The organism is Cellulomonas biazotea, assembly GCF_004306155.1.
Classification (GTDB): Bacteria; Actinomycetota; Actinomycetes; order Actinomycetales; family Cellulomonadaceae; genus Cellulomonas; species Cellulomonas biazotea.
On record NZ_BIMR01000140.1, the window covers coordinates 1 to 17950 of the forward strand.

Sequence of the window (17950 nt, forward strand, 5' to 3'; positions counted from 1 at the left end):
GGCCGGCGGCCTCCGCGACCGCCCGGGCACCGCGCGCCGCGAGCTCCTGCGCTCGCGCCCGGCCGCGACCGTCGCGGGCGACCTCGACGACCCGGAGCGGGCCGTCCCACCCCGTGCGCGCCAGCAGGTGCAGGGCGACCGACGACGCGACGGCGGGCACCGACACGGTCGCACCCGACCCGCCCTCGCCGGTCGCGACCTCGGGGACGTCCCACCCGAGGAGACCGTCGGGTACCCCGACCGCGCCCAGCGACGCGCGCAGCACCCCGGCAGGGTCGGCGTCGTCCGGCCCCGGCGCGACGACGACGACCCGGGTGGCCCGTGACGTCGCGGTGGCCACGGCGTCGAGCGCGGCGGCGCGCAAGTCCGGCAGGACGTCGGACACACCGGCGACGCCGGGCACGAGGAGGGCGGTGTCGGGCACGAGTGCCGCGGCGACGAGCATGACGTCGACCGTAGCCTGTGCCCGCCGCGCGTCGGCGCGCACGCCCAGGCGCGCGGGTAGGGTCGTCCGCATGGCTCCGTTCGCCGACCGCGCTCGTCGCTGGTTCCCGCGCCGACCCCGGCCGGCCCGGCACGCCGCACGCCCGGTGACGTCTCCCGAGCCCACCGACGACGAGCTCCACGAGCGGGTCGCCGCGCTGCTCGCCCGCGAGCTCGGGGTCGCCGAGCCCGCCGAGGACCTGCCGACGCCCGTCACACCCGCCCGGATCGCCGGGTGGATGACGAACAACCAGTTCAGCTACTTCGTCGACAACGACGGCGACCTCGGCGGCCTGTGGCGCGGGCGCCTCTTCTACTTCTTCCTCTTCGGCGAGCAGGCGGAGATCCTCCAGGTGCGCGGGCAGTGGCACCGCGAGGTCGCGATCGAGCGGCTCGAGGAGGTGCTCGACCTGTGCAACGAGTGGAACGCGGACCGCATCTGGCCCAAGGCGTACGTCCGCGTCCGCGACAACGGCCGTGTGCACGTGGTCTCGGAGGTCGCGACCGACCTCGAGCACGGTGCGACGGACGCCCAGCTCAGCCAGATGCTCTTCTGCGGGCTGTCGACCGGCAGCATGTTCTTCGACGCGCTCGACGAGCGCTATCCCGACCCCGCGGGGGTCGCACCGTGAGCGGGGAGGCGCTGTGAGCGGACCGGGCTGGCTCCTGCGGGTCCTCGGCGGCCTGCCCAAGCCCACGAAGCGGCCGTCCCCCGACGACGAGCCGCCGCGCCCCCTGTCGCGCGACCGCATCGGCGACTACCTGCTGGGCCGGGGCTACCGCTTCGTCGTCGACGAGGACGGCGACCTCACGGGCACGTGGGACGGCAGCCGGTTCTGGTTCCTCATGCTGGGCGAGCAGGAGGAGATCCTGCAGGTCCGTGGCCGCTGGCACCGGACGTTCACGCTCGAGCAGCGCGCCGCCGTCGGCCTCGCCGTCAACGACTGGAACCGCGAGCGGATCTGGCCCAAGGCGTACCTGCGTGAGGAGGACGGCGCGATCGCCCTCTACAGCGAGGTGTCGGCCGACTTCGAGCCGGGCGTGACGGACCTGCAGCTCGCGCAGCTCGTCGCGTGCGGGCTGGGGACGGGCGTGCAGATGTTCGCCGCGCTGGACGGGCTGCTGCCGCGCGACGAGACGCCGCCGGACGACCTGCCCGACAACTGACGGCTGCCCGCGGCGGCGGTCCGGCCTGACGCGATCGCGCCGGCCCCGCGTCCATGACGGGCCCGACGCCGCACCGTCAGGCGCCGCGCAGGCCGATCGTCGGCAGACCGAGGACGACGGGACCCGCCGGGGCGCCCGTGCCGCACGCGTCGCCCGCACCGCCGTGGTCGTGGGAATCCTCGCCCGACTGCCGCGCGGCCCACGCGTCGCCCGCGCGCGTGCGCCGGACCGCGAACGTCCCGCCGGTCGCCGCGGAGTCCGCCACGAGGTGGTGCGGGGCGCCGTGCGTGAGCGTCACTGTCACGAGGTCGCCCGGCCGCGGTGCGTCCTGCGGCGCGAGCCCCGGCGGCAGCGCGAGGTGCACGAGCCGGTTGTCCTGCGCACGCCCCGACAGTCGGTCCGTCGCACCGTCCTTGCGTCCCTCGCCCTCGGCGACGAGCACCTCGACGGTCCGGCCGACCTGCGCCTGGTTCTCCTCGAGCGAGATCCGCTCCTGGAGCGCGACGAGCCGCTCGTACCGCTCCTGCACGACGGCCTTCGGCAGCTGGTCGGGCAGGTCCGCCGCGGGCGTGCCCGGGCGCGGCGAGTACTGGAACGTGAACGCGGACGAGAAGCGCGACGCCTCGACGACCCGCAGCGTCTCGGCGAAGTCTTCCTCGGTCTCGCCGGGGAAGCCCACGATGATGTCGGTCGTGATCGCGGCGTCCGGCATCGCGGCCCGCACGCGGTCGAGGATGCCGAGGAAGCGCTCCGCGCGGTAGGACCGGCGCATCGCCCGCAGCACGCGGTCGGAGCCCGACTGCAACGGCATGTGGAGCTGCGGCATGACGGTCGGCGTCGCCGCCATCGCCTCGATGACGTCGTCCGTGAACGCGGCCGGGTGCGGCGACGTGAACCGCAGGCGCTCCAGCCCGTCCGTCGCCCCGGCGTCGCGCAGCAGCTTCGCGAACGCGCCGCGGTCGCCGAACTCGACGCCGTAGGAGTTGACGTTCTGGCCGAGCAGCGTCACCTCGATCGCACCCTGCTGCACGAGGGCCTGCACCTCGGCGAGGACCTCGCCCGGCCGGCGGTCGCGCTCCTTGCCGCGCAGGTGCGGCACGATGCAGAACGTGCAGGTGTTGTTGCAGCCGACGCTGATCGACACCCAGCCCGCGTAGACCGACTCGCGGCGCGTCGGGAGCGTCGACGGGAAGACCTGCAGCGACTCGGCGATCTCCACCTCGGCCTGCTGGTTGTGGCGCGCGCGCTCCAGCAGCACGGGCAGCACGTCGAGGTTGTGCGTGCCGAAGACCACGTCCACCCACGGGGCGCGCGCGACGATGCCCGCGCGGTCCTTCTGCGCGAGGCACCCGCCGACGGCGATCTGCATCCCCGGACGCGCCCGCTTGGTCCCCGCGAGCCGACCCAGGTTCCCGTACAGCTTGTCGGCCGCGTTCTCGCGCACCGCGCACGTGTTGATGACGATGACGTCGGCGTCCTCCGCGGCGGCGTCCGCCGGGGTCGCGGCGACGTAGCCGGCCTGCTCGAGCATGCCGGCCATGTGCTCGGAGTCGTGCACGTTCATCTGGCAGCCGAGCGTCTTGACGAGGTAGGTGCGCGGCGACGCGTCGGGTGCCGCGGGGGCGACCGGCGTCGGGGCGGGCAGGGTCGTGGACATCACCGACAAGGGTACGACCCACGCCACGCCGGGCCGTCCGCGGCCGGATCCACCCCGCGGACCGGCCGACGGCCAGCGCACTTGACTGCGGTGTTGCACAACCGTGACCCGCCCGGGTGGCAGGAACGGACATTCCCCCTCTATTGTCGTCGGATGGCTGACCTCGCGGAGAACGCCTCCCCCGCCGCCGTCACCGACCGACCCGTCGGCGGACCGCTGGTCGTGCTGTCCGGCGTCGAGAAGCACTTCGGCCCCCTGCACGTCCTGCAGCACGTCGACCTCACCGTGCACCGCGGCGAGGTCGTCGTCGTCATCGGCCCGTCCGGCAGCGGCAAGTCGACCCTGTGCCGGACGATCAACCGCCTCGAGACGATCGACTCGGGCACGATCACCATCGACGGCAGGGAGCTGCCCGCCGAGGGCCGCGACCTGGCCCGCCTGCGCGCCGACGTCGGCATGGTGTTCCAGTCGTTCAACCTGTTCGCCCACAAGACCGTCCTCGAGAACGTCACGCTCGGGCCCGTGCGGGCCAAGGGCGTCAAGCGCTCCGTCGCGAAGGACCGCGCCATGGAGCTGCTGCGGCGCGTCGGCGTCGCCGACCAGGCGCACAAGCTGCCCGCCCAGCTGTCCGGCGGCCAGCAGCAGCGCGTCGCGATCGCCCGGGCGCTCGCGATGGACCCCAAGGTCATGCTGTTCGACGAGCCGACGTCCGCGCTCGACCCCGAGATGATCAACGAGGTCCTCGACGTCATGGTCGGCCTCGCCCGCGAGGGCATGACCATGCTCGTCGTCACGCACGAGATGGGCTTCGCGCGTCGCGCCGCCCACCGGGTCGTCTTCATGGACGGGGGCCAGGTCGTCGAGGAGGCCGACCCCGAGACGTTCTTCACGGCCCCGACGAGCACCCGCGCCCGCGACTTCCTGTCGAAGATCCTCACCCACTGACCGTCGGCCCCGACGAGCACCCGACCAGCACGTCGCCCAGCACCTCGACCAGCACCTCGACCAGCACCCCGACCGGACACGATCCGCACCTCTGACCGACACACCCGCACGTCACGCAGAAGAAGGGGACCCATCATGCGCGCACGACGACTGGCCGTCGCACTCACGGCCGCCGCCACGCTCACCCTCGCCGCCTGTTCCAGCGGAGGCGGTGACGACGACACGGACGCGGGAGCCACCGGCGAGGCGTCCGAGACGTCCGGCGGGGCCGAGGGCACGATCCGGATCGGCATCAAGTTCGACCAGCCCGGCCTCGGCTTCCAGGACGGCGACGAGTACACCGGCTTCGACGTCGACGTCGCCCGCTACGTCGCCGACGCGCTCGGCTACTCCGAGGACCAGATCGAGTGGGTCCAGTCCCCGTCGGCCCAGCGTGAGAACCTGCTGCAGACCGGCGGCGTCGACATGATCTTCGCGACGTACTCCATCACCGACAAGCGCAAGGAGGTCGTCTCCTTCGCCGGTCCGTACTTCGTCGCCGGGCAGGACCTGCTCGTCGCCGCCGACGACGACTCGATCAGCGGGCCCGAGGACCTCGAGGGCAAGAACCTGTGCTCCGTGACCGGCTCGACCAGCGCGCAGCGCATCAAGGACGAGTACGCCGCCGGGACCAACCTGCTCGAGCAGCCCGGGTACGCCGAGTGCGTCACGGCCCTCACCGCCGGCAGCGTCGACGCGGTGACGACCGACGACATCATCCTCGCCGGGCTCGCGGCCGTCCCCGCGAACGAGGGCAAGGTCAAGGTCGTCGGCAACCCGGTCTCCGAGGAGAACTACGGCGTCGGCCTGCCGCTCGACTCCGACAAGTGCGAGGCGATCAACGAGGCCATCACCACGATGATCGAGGACGGCACCTGGCAGGAGCTGCTCGACAAGAACGTCGGCGCCTCCGGCTACGAGGCGAACGCGGACCTGAACCCGCCGGAGCCGGCCGCCTGCAGCTGACCCGCCCCGACCGGTCGGTGGTCCGCACGTGCGGGCCGCCGACCGGTCGTGACCCCCGTCGCCCGGGCAGCCGCCCCGCGCGACGAACCGCCCCCTCGCGGAAGGAGAGCCGGTGGACGACGGCTACCTCGAGCAGTTCCTGTCGCTGTTCGACCAGTTCGACGTGCTCGCCGCCTTCTGGGTGAACATCCAGCTCACCTTCTACGCCGGGATCCTCGCGCTCGTGCTCGGCACGGTGCTCGCGATGATGCGCATCTCCCCCGTGCCCAGCCTGCGCTGGGCCGGCTCGACCTACGTCACGCTGCTGCGCAACACCCCGCTGACGATCATCGTCGTGTTCTGCGTGCTGGGGCTGTGGGGCCAGCTCGGGCTGGTTCTCTCCACCGACTTCCAGACCAACTTCTTCCGGCTCGCGGTGCTCGGCCTGTCCGTCTACCACGCCGCCTTCGTCTGCGAGGCGCTGCGGTCGGGCGTCAACACCGTGCCCGTGGGCCAGGCGGAGGCCGCGCGCGCCATCGGGCTGGGCTTCTGGGCGTCCGCGCGGCTCGTGATCCTCCCGCAGGCGTTCCGCGGGGCCATCGCTCCGCTCGGCAACGTCCTGATCGCCCTCACCAAGAACTCCACGGTCGCGGCCGCCGGCTCCGTCGCCGAGGCCTCGGGCCTCATGAAGACGATGATCGAGTTCCGGCCCGACGTCATCCTCCTGATCTTCTTCACGTTCGCGTTCGGCTTCGTGCTCATCGTCGTCCCCCTCGGGCTCGCGACGACCACGCTGTCGCGCAGGCTGGCGGTGGCCCGATGAGCGAGTCCGTCCTGTTCGACGCCCCGGGCCCCCGCACCCGACGGCGGATGGTGTGGGTCAACGTCGCCGCCACCGTCGTCGTCGTCGGCATCGGCGCCTGGGTGCTGTCACGCCTCGGCGCCAAGGGGCAGCTCAACCCCGACCTGTGGACGATCTTCCTCACCGCCGACCCGTGGGTCGACTACCTGCTCCCCGGCCTCGTCGGCACGCTGCGCGCCGCCGCGATCGCGATCGTCACGTCCGCCGTGTTCGGCCTCGTCTTCGGCCTCGGTCGCCTGTCGGCGTCACGGACCGTGCGGGCCGTGTCGGGCGCCGTCGTCGAGTTCTTCCGCGCCGTGCCGGTGCTGCTCATGATGATCTTCTTCTGGCTCGGCCTGTCGCGCCTCGACCTGGTCGAGCCCCGTGACCTGCCGCTCGTGGCGGTCGTCCTCGGGCTGACCTTCTACAACGGGTCGGTGTTCGCCGAGCTGGTCCGCTCCGGCGTGCACAACCTGCCCAAGGGCCAGCGGGAGGCCGCTCTCGCGGTGGGGCTGCGCCGCAGCCAGTCGCTGCGGCTCGTCGAGGTCCCGCAGGCGCTGCTCGCGATGCTGCCTGCGATCGCCAGCCAGCTCGTCGTCATCCTCAAGGACACCGCGCTCGGCTACATCATCACGTACCCCGAGCTGCTCGACGCCGCCCGGCGGCTCGGGTCCGGGCAGGGCAACATCCTGCAGTCCCTGGTCGTCGCCGCCCTCATCTTCATCGTCATCAACTACGCCCTCACGCGGCTCGCCGGGCTGCTGGCCGGCCGGGTGGGACTCCGCACGTCGGGGCGCGCGAAGGCCGAGCCGCCGAGCCTGGTCGTCGCCACCGGCACCACGCCGACCTGACGGCGCCGCGGTCGCGCGGGCGCCTGACGGCCTGGCGCGCCCGCACTCGCACTCGCACTCGCACGCGCATTCGCCACGAGCGACGACCGCCGACGCGGGCCAGCCGTCAGCCAGCGGCCACGCGGGTCTCGCGCACGACCGTCGTCCGTCAGCCGGCGGTTGCGCTCGCGCGGGTCTCGCGCACGACCGTCACCCGGATCTCGCCCGGGTACGCCAGGTCGCGCTCGATGTGCCGGGCGATGGTCACCGCGAGCTGCGGCAGGTCCGTGTCGTCGACCTCCGACGGCTCGACGACCACCCGGACCTCACGCCCTGCGGACATCGCGAGCGCGCGCTTCACGCCCTCGTGCTCGACGACGAGCTGCTCGAGCTTGTCCATCCGCTCGACGTACTGGTCGAGGTCCTCGCGCCGCGCGCCGGGCCGCGACGCGGAGATCGCGTCCGCGACCTGCACGAGCACCGCCTCGACCGTCTGCGCCGGCACCTCGTCGTGGTGGGCCGCGATCGCGTTGACGACGTCGTCCGACTCCCCCAGCCGGCGCGCCAGGTCCGCGCCCACGAGGGCGTGCGTCCCGGGCACCTCGGAGGTGAGCGCCTTGCCGATGTCGTGCAGGAACGCACCGCGGCGCGCGACCTCGACGTCGGTGCCCGTCTCCGCCGCGAGCTGCGCGGCCAGCAGCGCGCACTCGACGAGGTGCTCGAGGACGTTCTGCCCGTAGGACGTCCGCAGGCGCAGCCGACCGAGCGTCCGGATCAGCTCGGGGTGCAGCCCGGAGACGCCCGCGCGCTCCGCGGCGTCGTGGCCCGCGGCGTCGGTCCGCTCGTCGGCACCGGCGAGTGCCTCCGCGTACGCGGCCTCGATGCGCTGCGGATGGATGCGGCCGTCGGCCATGAGGGCGTCGAGGGCGACCTGCGCGACCTCACGACGACCGGCGTCGAAGCACGACAGGACGACGGCGCCCGGCTGCTCGTCGACCAGCACGTTCACGCCCGTCAGCGCCTCGAAGGCGCGGATGTTGCGCCCCTCCTTGCCGATGATGCGGCCCTTCATGTCGTCCGACGGGAGCGCGAGCGTCGTCGTCGACGACTGCGCGCTCGTCGCGACGGCGGTCCGCTGCACGGCGGTCGCGACGATGCGCCGCGCGCGGGCGTCGGCCGTCCGCCGCGCCTGCGCCTCTGCACGCCGCACCTGCGCCGCCGCGTCGTTCGTCGCACGGTCGACGAGCCGGCGGGTCAGCTCCTCGAGCGCCGCCTCCCGCGTGAGCCCGCTCGCCGACTCGAGCTCGGCGAGGGCCTCCCGCTCGGCGTCGACGATCCGACGACCGGCGAGCGCGTCCGCCTCGGCGAGCCGCTCCTTCGCCGCACGCTCCGCGTCCGCGACGCGTCGGTCTGCGTCCCGCTGGGCGTCGTCGAGACGCCGGGCGGCCTGCTGGCGGGCGTCGGACGCCTCCTCGGCGCGGCTGCGTGCCTTGCGGTCGAGCTCCTCGACCAGCGCGCGGTCCGCCGCGAGGGCCTGCTCGCGCTCCGCGACCCGCTGCTCACGCCGCTCGGCGTCCGCGAGGAGCGCGCGCGCCTGGTCCTTGATCGACGCGACGTCCTGCTCTGCGCGCGCCCGCTGCGCGCCAGCCTCGCGGCGGGCGACCAGCACGAGGATGAGCGCGACCAGGCAGGCGCCGAGCAGCCCGATCACCGTGGCGATGGGCCCTGGCTCCACCGTGGTCCTCCCGTCGTACCGTCCCGAGGTCCGGGGCGCGCTGCTGCTGGCGTCATTCTGTCGCAGGTCGACGTCGCGACCGTGCACCGCCGCGGGTCGGCGACGTCGGAGCGAGCAACGACGCAGGGGCGTCGCGCGTTCCCGCCGACGACGTGACGTCAGTCGGGGTCGGCGCCCGTCAGCGGCGGTGTGTCGAGACCGTCCGCGGCGAGCTCCTCGCGGACGAGCCGGGCCACGAGCCCGGGCGGGTAGCCCTTGCGCCCGAGGGCGGCGAAGGTCCGCCGCGCCCGGGTCTGGGCGTCGAGCCCCGCGGTCGCCGCGAGCCGGCGCCGCACCAGGTGGCGTGCGGCCGACTCCTCGTCCTCGGTGTCGATCTGCTCGAGCGCGCGCTCGGCATCCTCGTCGCCCACGCCCTTGCGACGCAGCTCGACCGCGAGCGCCCGACGGGAAAGCCCGCGCTCGGCGTGCCGCGTCCGGACCAGCGTCTCGGCGTAGGCGGCGTCGTCCACGAGCCCGACCTCGGTGAACCGGTCGAGCACGCGCTCGGCGACCTCTTCCGGAACGTCGCGCCGGCCCATCGCCTCGGCGAGCTGCGCGCGGCTGCGTGGGGCGCCCGTGAGCATCCGCAGCGCGATCGCCCGCGCCACCGACTCCGGGTCGGGTTCGGTGTCGTGCGCGGCGGACCCCGTCGGGGGCGGTTCGGATGCCCGCCCCCGACGGTGCCCGCGGTTCATGCCCGGGCCGCCGCTGGTCAGAAGTCGACCGCCGGCGAGGCGTCCGCCGGGGCGTCGACGCGCGCGCCGACCCCCAGCTTCTCCTTGATCTTCTTGTCGATCTCGTCCGCGAGGTCGGGGTTGTCCTTGAGGAACTTGCGGGCGTTCTCCTTGCCCTGCCCCAGCTGGTCGCCCTCGTACGTGTACCAGGCGCCGGACTTGCGGACGAAGCCGTGCTCGACGCCGAGGTCGATGAGGCTGCCCTCGCGGGAGATGCCCACGCCGTACAGGATGTCGAACTCGGCCTGCTTGAACGGCGGCGCCATCTTGTTCTTGACGATCTTCACGCGGGTCCGGTTGCCGACCGCGTCGGTGCCCTCCTTGAGGGTCTCGATGCGGCGGATGTCCATGCGGACCGAGGCGTAGAACTTCAGGGCCTTGCCACCGGTCGTCGTCTCCGGGGAGCCGAAGAAGACGCCGATCTTCTCGCGCAGCTGGTTGATGAAGATCGCGGTGGTGCCCGACGCGTTGAGCGCGCCGGTGATCTTGCGCAGCGCCTGCGACATGAGGCGCGCCTGCAGACCGACGTGGCTGTCGCCCATCTCGCCCTCGATCTCGGCCTTCGGCACGAGCGCCGCGACGGAGTCGATGACGATGATGTCGATCGCGCCGGAGCGGATCAGCATGTCCATGATCTCGAGCGCCTGCTCGCCGGTGTCCGGCTGCGAGACCAGCAGGGCGTCGGTGTCGACGCCGAGCTTCTTCGCGTACTCGGGGTCGAGCGCGTGCTCGGCGTCGATGAAGGCGGCGATGCCGCCGGCCTTCTGCGCGTTCGCGACGGCGTGCAGCGCGACCGTCGTCTTGCCGGAGGACTCCGGGCCGTACACCTCGATGATGCGGCCGCGCGGGAGCCCGCCGATGCCGAGCGCCACGTCGAGCGCGATGGAGCCGGTCGGGATCACCTCGACCGGGGGGCGCCCCTCGTCGCCGAGGCGCATGATCGAGCCCTTGCCGAACTGGCGGTCGATCTGGCTGAGTGCGGCCTCGAGGGCCTTCTCGCGGTCCTGGGGTGCGGGCATGTTCCCACCTCGTCGTCTCGTGCAGCGTCCTGCTGCGCCTGCGGGGGCTGGTCTCGTTGCGGGTGACGCTATGCCCGACCACCGACATCCCGGCCGCGACCGCCCCCACCCCGTGAGCCGGCCGGAGCCGGACAGGGCTGTGGACGGCTCGACCGCCGATCACCCACCGAGGACACTACCCGAACACCTGTTCGACGTCCGCCGACACGCCGCCGGCGTGTCCGCAGGTCGCTCCCGACGCGCCGGGGACCCGGCGCGGGCGTCAGCGCACCGGCGCAGAGTCGACCTCGACCTGCTCCCCCGGCGCCAGCACGTGCACCCGGCACCCCGGCGCGAGCCGGTGCGCCGCCGCCGCGAACGCGGGCCCGGCACGGTCCATCCACCCCGGCGGCAGCCGCCGCGACGCGGGTGCGTGCAGCGTCCCCCAGTGCACCGGCACCGCCGCGCGGGCCCCCACCACGTGGCACGCCCGTGCCGCCTGCCGCGCGTCCATGTGCCCCCCGGACAGGCGCGGGCCCCAGCCCCCGACCGGCACGAGCGCGAGGTCGACAGGGCCACCGAGGAGAGCCGGCAGGTTCACCATCGCCGCGAACGGTGCGGTGTCGCCCGCGAACCACACCCGCCCCGACGGCGCGTCCACGAGGAAGCCGTGCGCGGTGTTCGGCCGGTGCGGCATCGGCCGGTCGCCGTGCACCGCGGGCGCGAGCCGCACGCGGACGTCGCTGCCGGGCACGGACCACCAGACGTGGTCGGGCAGCCCGACGGACCGGTCCATGCCCTTGTGCCGCAGCCACCGTGCGTTCGACGGCGCCGAGACGACGGGCACGCCCGGCAGCAGGCGCAGCGAGCCGATCTCGGCGTGGTCGTGGTGCATGTGGGACAGGAGCACCGCGTCGGTGCCTGCCCAGTGGTCCGCCTCGGGAGCGGCCCCGCGGCGACGCAGCAGCCCCGCGTGCCCGCGCAGCAGCGGGTCGGTGAGCAGCCGGACGCCGTCGACGTCGAGCACGACGGTCGCGTGGCCCAGCCACCGCACCCGCAGCCCGCCCGGTCGGTCGGTCACGGTCGCAGGCCCGCCGCGGTCGCCCAGCGCAGCAGCTGGGCGTGCACGGCCTCCGCCCCGACGAGCAGCCGCTCGCTGCCGACGTCCTCGCACAGGTCGTCGTCGAGCGGGCAGTCGACCGGGTGCAGCAGCAGCGCGCGGTTCTGCTGGCCGCCGATCCCGCCGTGCGAGCCCACCTGGCCCTCGAAGGCGTGCACGTGCCCCGCGGACGACACCTCCGAGACGAGAAGCAGGTCGCCGGTGTGCGCGAGCCGTGCAGCCCGCACCAGATCGGGTCCTCCGCGCGGACCGTACGGGGCGAGCGGGTCCTCACCCTCGGGCGCGGCGTCGTCCTGCTCGAGGAGCACGAGCCCGCGCGGGCCGATCGCCACGAGCCCCCGGTCCTGGGTGTCCGCGACCACGACGCCGACCCCCGGGTGCGCCGCGAGGCCCGCGACCAGTCCGGGCCACCGCTCCTGCAGCTCCTCGAGGACCAGGCGGCGCGGCGAGCGCGGGAACCACACGAGCCCGAGGTTCCCCGAGCCGACCACGACGACCTCGGGCACCTCGCCGTCGGCGGCAGGCTCGCGCGCGTCGCGGGCGTCCGGACCGACCACGGAGGCGGCCCGACCGGTACCGAACGCGCTCGTCAGCAGTGCGTTGAGCGGACCCCAGTCCTCGCCCGTCCCGCTCTCCACACCCGCCGCGCCCGGGGCGGCCATGAGGCCGCGGACCGTGTCCAGGAGGCTGCGGCCCCCGAGCTGCTCGAACGTCGCACCGAGCGCCTGGCCGTGGTCGGACAGCACGACGAACCGGTACGCGCGCGGCGCGACGGCGCACACCTGCTCGAGGGTCCGCAGGACCCGGTCGAGGCCCTCGAGCGCCCGCATCGACTCGGGACGCGTCGGCCCGGCGTGGTGGGCGATCTCGTCGTAGTCGACGAGGTAGACGAACACCGTCGGGTCGCCGCGCATGAGCGCCTCGGCGACGAGCGACGTCGACAGGTCCCGCATGAGGACGTTCGTCACGCCGCGCAGCACGACGTACCACCCGCCGCGCGAGATCCGGGGCCGCACGTCGCGGACCCGCTGCCGGCGCGCCTGGTAGAGCTCCTTGACCATCTCGCCCAGCGACAGGCTGACCGCGCGCGCGAGGACGAACGGGCTCGCGAAGAACCGCAAGAACGACGGCCCCGGCCCGAGGCCCGCGCGCTCGCCGTCGGGCCCCCGGCTGCGTGTCCTGCTCATGACGACGAACGCGGTCGCCGCATCGCCGGAGAACATGGTCGAGACCGCCGTGCCGCCGCCCGCGAGCAGCCCCTTGCCCGTCGTGAGGCGCGTCTCGACGAGCGCCGCGTCGACCGGGTGGTTCGTCACCACCAGCCGTCCCAGACCCCGGTCCCACCACCGGAACGCCGGGATCTGGGTGGAGTCGCCGTGCAGGAGGCCCGCCTGGCTCGCCGGGGTCGTCGACGGCACGCGCGCCCACCAGGGCTCGAGCCGGTGCGTGCCGTCGGTGAGCCAGCGCTGCACGGTCGGCGCGAGGCCAGCCTCGATCGCCTGCCGCAGCACGGGCTCGGCGACGCCGTCGAGCTGGACGACCAGGAGCCCGGCCTGCCGCGCGCCGTCGTCGGGCGCCGTCCCCGCCCGCCGCGCCCGGCGTCGCGCGCGGCGCAGGACGTCCGCGATGACGTAGTCGCTGTCGTTCGCGCCCCAGACCCAGCGCGCCGCGGCCATGACGATCGCGGTGAGCACGAGGACGAGCGCGGTGTCCCAGCCCGAGTCGAGAGTGATCCCCGGGGCGTACGCGAGCGCGACCCAGGCGACCGCCACCTGCACCACGAGCCCCGCGACGAGCGTGCCCATCGCGCCGGCGACGGCCGCGAACCAGCGAAGGGGGGCCCGCAGCAGCAGGTCGCCGACGGAGACCGCGAGCGCGACCACGAGGATCCCGACCGGCGAGTCGGCCGTGACGCCGTCCACGAGCGCGATCGCCACGCCGAGGCCGACGGCCGTCGTGGCCAGGCCGAGCGCGACGTCCCCCACGTCGGCGAGCGTCGGCGCCCACCGGCGCGGCGGGCGGTTTCCCGGTCGGACGTCGACGCTCATCGGGCTCCTCAGCGACGGGGTGGTGCCGCGCGGTGCGGGTCGCTGCCCCAGCGGGCGGCGTCGGGGATGCCGAGCGCGTCGCACAGCGCGTGCCAGACGGTCCGCGGCTCCTCGCCGTCGTCGAGCGCCTGCTGCGCGGTCCGCTGCCCGAGCTCGCCGACGACGAGCTCCCGCACGAGCCCGCGACCCTGGGCGCTGCCGAGCACGTCGTCGACCAGATCCCAGAACTCGCGGTACCTCACGGGTCACAGCCTGCCACCCCGCGGCCCGCGGGCGCGCGCTCCGCGACCGGCGGGTGTCGGCGCCACCTGACACCATGGCGCGGTGGTGCTCTCGAGGTTCTCCGACGCGACGAGGTCGTGGTTCGAGGGTGCGTTCGAGGAGCCCACGGCCGCGCAGACCGGTGCGTGGACCGCGGTGTCGGGCGGTGAGCACGCCCTCGTGGTCGCCCCGACGGGCTCCGGCAAGACGCTCGCGGCGTTCCTGTGGGCGCTCGACGGCCTGCTGACCGACGAGGTGCCGGACGACCCCGCGGCGCGGTGCCGGGTGGTCTACGTCTCGCCCCTCAAGGCGCTCGCGACCGACGTCGAGCGCAACCTGCGCTCGCCGCTCGTCGGCATCCGGCAGTCCGCGGCGCGGCTGGGACGCACGCTGCCCGACGTGTCCGTGGGCATCCGCACGGGCGACACGCCCCCGGCCGAGCGGCGCGCGTTCGCGACCCGACCGCCGGACATCCTCATCACGACCCCCGAGTCGCTGTACCTCGTGCTCACGTCGGCCGCCAGGTCCGGCCTGTCGGGCGTACGGACGGTCATCGTCGACGAGATCCACGCCGTCGCGGGCACCAAGCGCGGCTCGCACCTCGCGCTCTCCCTCGAGCGCCTCGACGCGCTGCTCGACCGTCCCGGCGGGCCAGGGCCCGCGCAGCGCATCGGCCTGTCGGCGACGGTCCGGCCGGTCGAGGCCGTGGCCGACTTCCTCGGCGGGGCACGCCCGGCGGCCGCGGGCGGGCGGACGGTGACGGTCGTGCAGCCGCCGTCGACCAAGCAGATCGACGTCGACGTCGTGGTCCCGGTGCCCGACCTCACCGAGCTGGGAGCCGTCCCGGGGGCGTCGGGCGACCTCCTGCCGACGCCCGACCCGGACCTCAGCGGCACCGCCGACCGGCCCTTGGTGCGTCCGTCGATCTGGCCGCACGTCGAGGAGCGCGTGGTCGACCTCGTCGCCCGGCACCGCTCGACCCTCGTCTTCACGAACTCGCGCCGCGGTGCCGAGCGGCTGACCGCCCGGATCAACGAGGTGTGGGCCGAGCGCCAGGGCGTCGAGGTGCCGGACCCCGGCGCTCTGCAGGCCGCCGCCGTCCCGGCGCAGTCGGGCACGGCGGTCGGCATCGACACGCGCGAGGCGGCGACGATCCTCGCGCGTGCCCACCACGGCTCGATGAGCCGCGCCGAGCGGACCCGCACCGAGTCCGAGCTCAAGGCGGGCCGGCTGCCCGCGGTCGTCGCGACGAGCTCGCTCGAGCTCGGCATCGACATGGGGGCGATCGACCTCGTCGTGCAGGTCGGGACTCCACCGTCGGTCGCGAGCGGGCTGCAGCGCGTCGGCCGTGCCGGGCACCAGGTCGGCGCCGTGTCCCGCGGCATCGTGTTCCCGACGTTCCGCGGCGAGCTCGTGCCCGCGGCGGTCACCGCCGAGCGGATGCGCGACGGCGTCCTCGAGCCGCTCGCCGTGCCGCGCAACCCGCTCGACGTGCTCGCGCAGCAGGTCGTCGCGATGGTCGCGCTCGACGACTGGGCGGTCGACGACCTGGCCGCGGTGGTCCGGCGCGCGTCGCCGTTCGCGACGCTGGGCGACGCCACGCTGCGCGCGGTGCTCGACATGCTCGCGGGCCGCTACCCGAGCGAGGAGTTCGCGGAGCTGCGGCCACGGCTCGTCTGGGACCGCGTGACGGACACCCTGACGGCACGGCCCGGCTCGCTGCGGCTCGCGGTGACGAGCGGCGGCACGATCCCCGACCGCGGGCTGTTCGGCGTGTTCCTGGCGAGCGGCGCGACCACGAGCGACGTGCCGGTCGACGCCGAGCGCACGGGCGGGCGCGTGCGCGGCGGGCGGCGCGTGGGCGAGCTCGACGAGGAGATGGTCTACGAGTCGCGTGTCGGCGACACGTTCACGCTCGGCTCCAGCACGTGGCGCATCGAGGACATCACGCCCGACCGGGTGCTCGTGTCCCCCGCGCCCGGCGTCCCGGGCCGGCTGCCGTTCTGGAAGGGCGACTCCCAGGGCCGTCCCGCCGAGCTGGGACGCGCGATGGGCGCGTGGGTGCGCGAGCTCGGCACGCTGCCCGAGGCGGCCGCGCGCGACCGTGTCGAGGCGGCCGGGCTGGACCCGTGGGCGGCCGACAACCTGCTGACGTACCTCGCCGAGCAGCGTGCCGCGACGGGCGACCTGCCGACGGACACCGTGCTGGTCGTCGAGCGGTTCCGCGACGAGCTCGGCGACTGGCGGGTCGTCCTGCACTCGCCGTACGGGGCGCGCGTGCACGCACCCTGGGCCGTCGTGGTCGGTGCGCGGCTGCGCGAGCGGTACGGCGTCGACGCGGCCGCGATGCACGCCGACGACGGGATCGTCCTGCGGCTGCCCGACGTCCTCGACGCGGGCGACGACGCGTGGGCGGACGTCGACGCCGACACCGGGCCGGGGATCGAGCTGTCCGACCTGCTCATCGAGCCCGACGAGATCCTCGACGTCGTCCGCACCGAGCTCGGCTCGTCCGCGATGTTCGGCGCGCGCTTTCGGGAGGCGGCGAGCCGCGCCCTGCTGCTGCCGCGCCGGCGCCCCGACCGCCGGCAGCCGCTGTGGCAGCAGCGCCAGCGCTCGGCGCAGCTGCTGTCGGTCGCCGCGCAGTACCCCGAGTTCCCGATCCTGCTCGAGGCCGTCCGCGAGTGCCTGCAGGACGACTTCGACACCGAGGCGCTGACGACGCTCATGCGCGACGTCGCGGCGGGCCGCGTGCGGGTCGTCGAGGTGACGACGCCCCAGCCGTCGCCCTTCGCGCAGGCGCTGCTGTTCGGGTACACCGCGCAGTTCCTCTACGACGGCGACGCCCCTCTCGCGGAGCGCCGCGCGGCCGCGCTCACGCTCGACCCGACGCTGCTCGCGGAGCTGCTCGGCCAGGGCGGCGAGTCGCAGCTCGCGGACCTGCTCGACCCGGCGGCCGTCCTGCGCACCGAGGCCGAGCTGGGCGGCACGGCGCCCGACCGTCAGGTCACGTCGCTCGAAGGGCTGTCCGACGTGCTCCGACGGCACGGCCCCCTCACCGCGGACGAGGCCGCACTGCGTGTCGTCGAGCCGCACCGCCCGGAGGTGCCCGCCTGGCTCGACGAGCTCGCGCGGGCGCGACGGGCAATCCGTGTCCGCCTGGGCGGCCTGCCTCCCGAGCGGGCCGAGCAGTGGGCGGCGATCGAGGACGCCGGGCGGCTGCGGGACGCGCTCGGGGTCGCGCTGCCGGTGGGCGTGCCCGAGGTCTTCACCGAGCTCGTCCCCGACCCCGTCGGCGACCTGCTGCGCCGTCACGCACGCACCCGCGGCCCGTTCACCGCCGCATCGGCCGCCGCACGGTTCGGGTTCGGCGTCGCGGTCGCGAGCGAGACGCTGCAGCGCCTCGAGCGGTCGGGCGTCCTGGTGCACGGTCGGCTCCGGCCCGACGAGCTCGGAGGCACGGGCGACGAGTTCTGCGACGCGCAGGTCCTGCGCACGCTGCGCCGCCGGTCGCTCGCGGCGCTGCGCGCCGAGGTCGAGCCCGTCGAGCCGCAGGCCCTCGGCGTCTTCCTGCCGCGCTGGCAGGGCGTGCAACCGGTCCGGCTGCCGGGAAGGACCGGCGGGACCGCGACGCTGCGGGGTGTCGACGGCGTGGCCCGCGTGGTCGAGCAGCTCGCCGGTGCGGTGCTGCCCGCCTCCGCGTGGGAGACGCACGTCCTGCCTGCGCGCGTGCCCGACTACTCCCCCGCGATGCTCGACGAGCTCACCGCCGCCGGCGAGGTGCTGTGGGCGGGGCACGGCGCGCTCGCCGGGCACGACGGGCTGGTGTCGCTGCACCCGACGTCTGTGGCGGACCTCACCCTCCCGCCGCGCGCGGACGACGCCCTGGAGGGGCCGTCGCCCGTCCGTGACGCGGTGCTCGACGCGCTGGCGGGCGGCGGTGCGTGGTTCCTGCCGCAGCTCGTCGAGCGGGTCCGCGCGGTGCTGGCGGCGTCGGACGACGGCGAGGCCGGCGCGGGCGGCAACGCCCCGGCCGGCCGCGGCACGCGCGACGGGCTCGACGCTCTCGAGCACCCCGGCGGGCCTGGCAGCCTCGGGGGGCCCGGCT

At 74.7% G+C, this 17950-nt stretch carries 15 protein-coding genes; 7 read left to right on the forward strand and 8 right to left on the reverse strand.

Going from position 1 to position 17950, the window contains the following annotated elements:
- Window positions 1-445: hypothetical protein (locus tag CBZ_RS10235; RefSeq protein ID WP_218022749.1), on the reverse strand; the 445-nt coding region annotated here is incomplete at its 3' end.
- A gap of 70 nt (window positions 446-515) precedes the next feature.
- On the opposite strand from CBZ_RS10235, the gene CBZ_RS10240 reads away from it, so the two are divergent.
- Window positions 516-1115: a type III secretion system chaperone family protein gene (locus CBZ_RS10240; protein WP_130781460.1), complete on the forward strand. Its 600-nt coding sequence runs from the start codon at window positions 516-518 to the stop codon at window positions 1113-1115.
- Window positions 1116-1128: 13 nt separating this feature from the next.
- Window positions 1129-1650: a type III secretion system chaperone family protein gene (locus CBZ_RS10245; RefSeq protein ID WP_130781461.1), complete on the forward strand. Its 522-nt coding sequence runs from the start codon at window positions 1129-1131 to the stop codon at window positions 1648-1650.
- Between the two features lie 76 nt (window positions 1651-1726).
- On the opposite strand, the gene miaB is transcribed toward CBZ_RS10245, so the two are convergent.
- Window positions 1727-3307: a tRNA (N6-isopentenyl adenosine(37)-C2)-methylthiotransferase MiaB gene (miaB, locus tag CBZ_RS10250; protein ID WP_130781462.1), complete on the reverse strand. Its 1581-nt coding sequence runs from the start codon at window positions 3305-3307 to the stop codon at window positions 1727-1729.
- A 153-nt stretch (window positions 3308-3460) separates the two neighbouring features.
- Between miaB and CBZ_RS10255 the strand changes: the two genes are divergently transcribed.
- The 4 genes from CBZ_RS10255 (at window position 3461) to CBZ_RS10270 (ending at window position 6928) form a co-directional block, all read left to right on the forward strand.
- Window positions 3461-4252: an amino acid ABC transporter ATP-binding protein gene (locus CBZ_RS10255; protein ID WP_130781463.1), complete on the forward strand. Its 792-nt coding sequence runs from the start codon at window positions 3461-3463 to the stop codon at window positions 4250-4252.
- Between the two features lie 135 nt (window positions 4253-4387).
- Entirely contained in the window at window positions 4388-5257 is an 870-nt protein-coding gene (locus tag CBZ_RS10260) for a glutamate ABC transporter substrate-binding protein (protein WP_130781464.1), read from the forward strand.
- A 112-nt stretch (window positions 5258-5369) separates the two neighbouring features.
- Complete coding sequence (locus CBZ_RS10265; protein ID WP_130781465.1) at window positions 5370-6059, forward strand: amino acid ABC transporter permease; 690 nt, start codon at window positions 5370-5372, stop codon at window positions 6057-6059.
- Window positions 6056-6928 carry an amino acid ABC transporter permease gene (locus CBZ_RS10270; protein WP_130781466.1) on the forward strand — a complete coding sequence of 291 codons (873 nt, stop codon included), beginning with the start codon at window positions 6056-6058 and terminating at the stop codon, window positions 6926-6928. Before CBZ_RS10265 ends, CBZ_RS10270 begins: the two co-directional genes overlap by 4 nt.
- 148 nt (window positions 6929-7076) lie before the next feature.
- Here the strand turns inward: CBZ_RS10270 and rny are convergent, their stop codons facing one another.
- The 6 genes from rny to CBZ_RS10300 form a co-directional block, all read right to left on the reverse strand.
- Entirely contained in the window at window positions 7077-8642 is a 1566-nt protein-coding gene (gene rny / locus CBZ_RS10275; protein ID WP_130781467.1) for a ribonuclease Y, read from the reverse strand.
- Between the two features lie 158 nt (window positions 8643-8800).
- A complete protein-coding gene (locus tag CBZ_RS10280; RefSeq protein WP_307720752.1) occupies window positions 8801-9289 on the reverse strand; it encodes a regulatory protein RecX in 489 nt (162 codons plus the stop codon).
- A 104-nt stretch (window positions 9290-9393) separates the two neighbouring features.
- Window positions 9394-10434, reverse strand: coding sequence for a recombinase RecA (gene recA / locus CBZ_RS10285; RefSeq protein WP_130781469.1), 1041 nt, complete (start codon window positions 10432-10434; stop codon window positions 9394-9396).
- Between the two features lie 262 nt (window positions 10435-10696).
- A complete protein-coding gene (locus tag CBZ_RS10290) occupies window positions 10697-11494 on the reverse strand; it encodes an MBL fold metallo-hydrolase (protein ID WP_130781470.1) in 798 nt (265 codons plus the stop codon).
- Window positions 11491-13581 carry an alkaline phosphatase family protein gene (locus CBZ_RS10295; protein WP_130781471.1) on the reverse strand — a complete coding sequence of 697 codons (2091 nt, stop codon included), beginning with the start codon at window positions 13579-13581 and terminating at the stop codon, window positions 11491-11493. The genes CBZ_RS10290 and CBZ_RS10295 overlap by 4 nt, the downstream gene beginning before the upstream one ends.
- A gap of 8 nt (window positions 13582-13589) precedes the next feature.
- Window positions 13590-13823, reverse strand: a complete 234-nt coding sequence (locus tag CBZ_RS10300; RefSeq protein ID WP_130781472.1) for a DUF3046 domain-containing protein — start codon at window positions 13821-13823, stop codon at window positions 13590-13592.
- Between the two features lie 82 nt (window positions 13824-13905).
- Between CBZ_RS10300 and CBZ_RS10305 the strand changes: the two genes are divergently transcribed.
- Window positions 13906-17950 (forward strand): Lhr family ATP-dependent helicase (locus tag CBZ_RS10305; RefSeq protein ID WP_246013251.1); only part of this gene is annotated, 4045 nt, incomplete at its 3' end.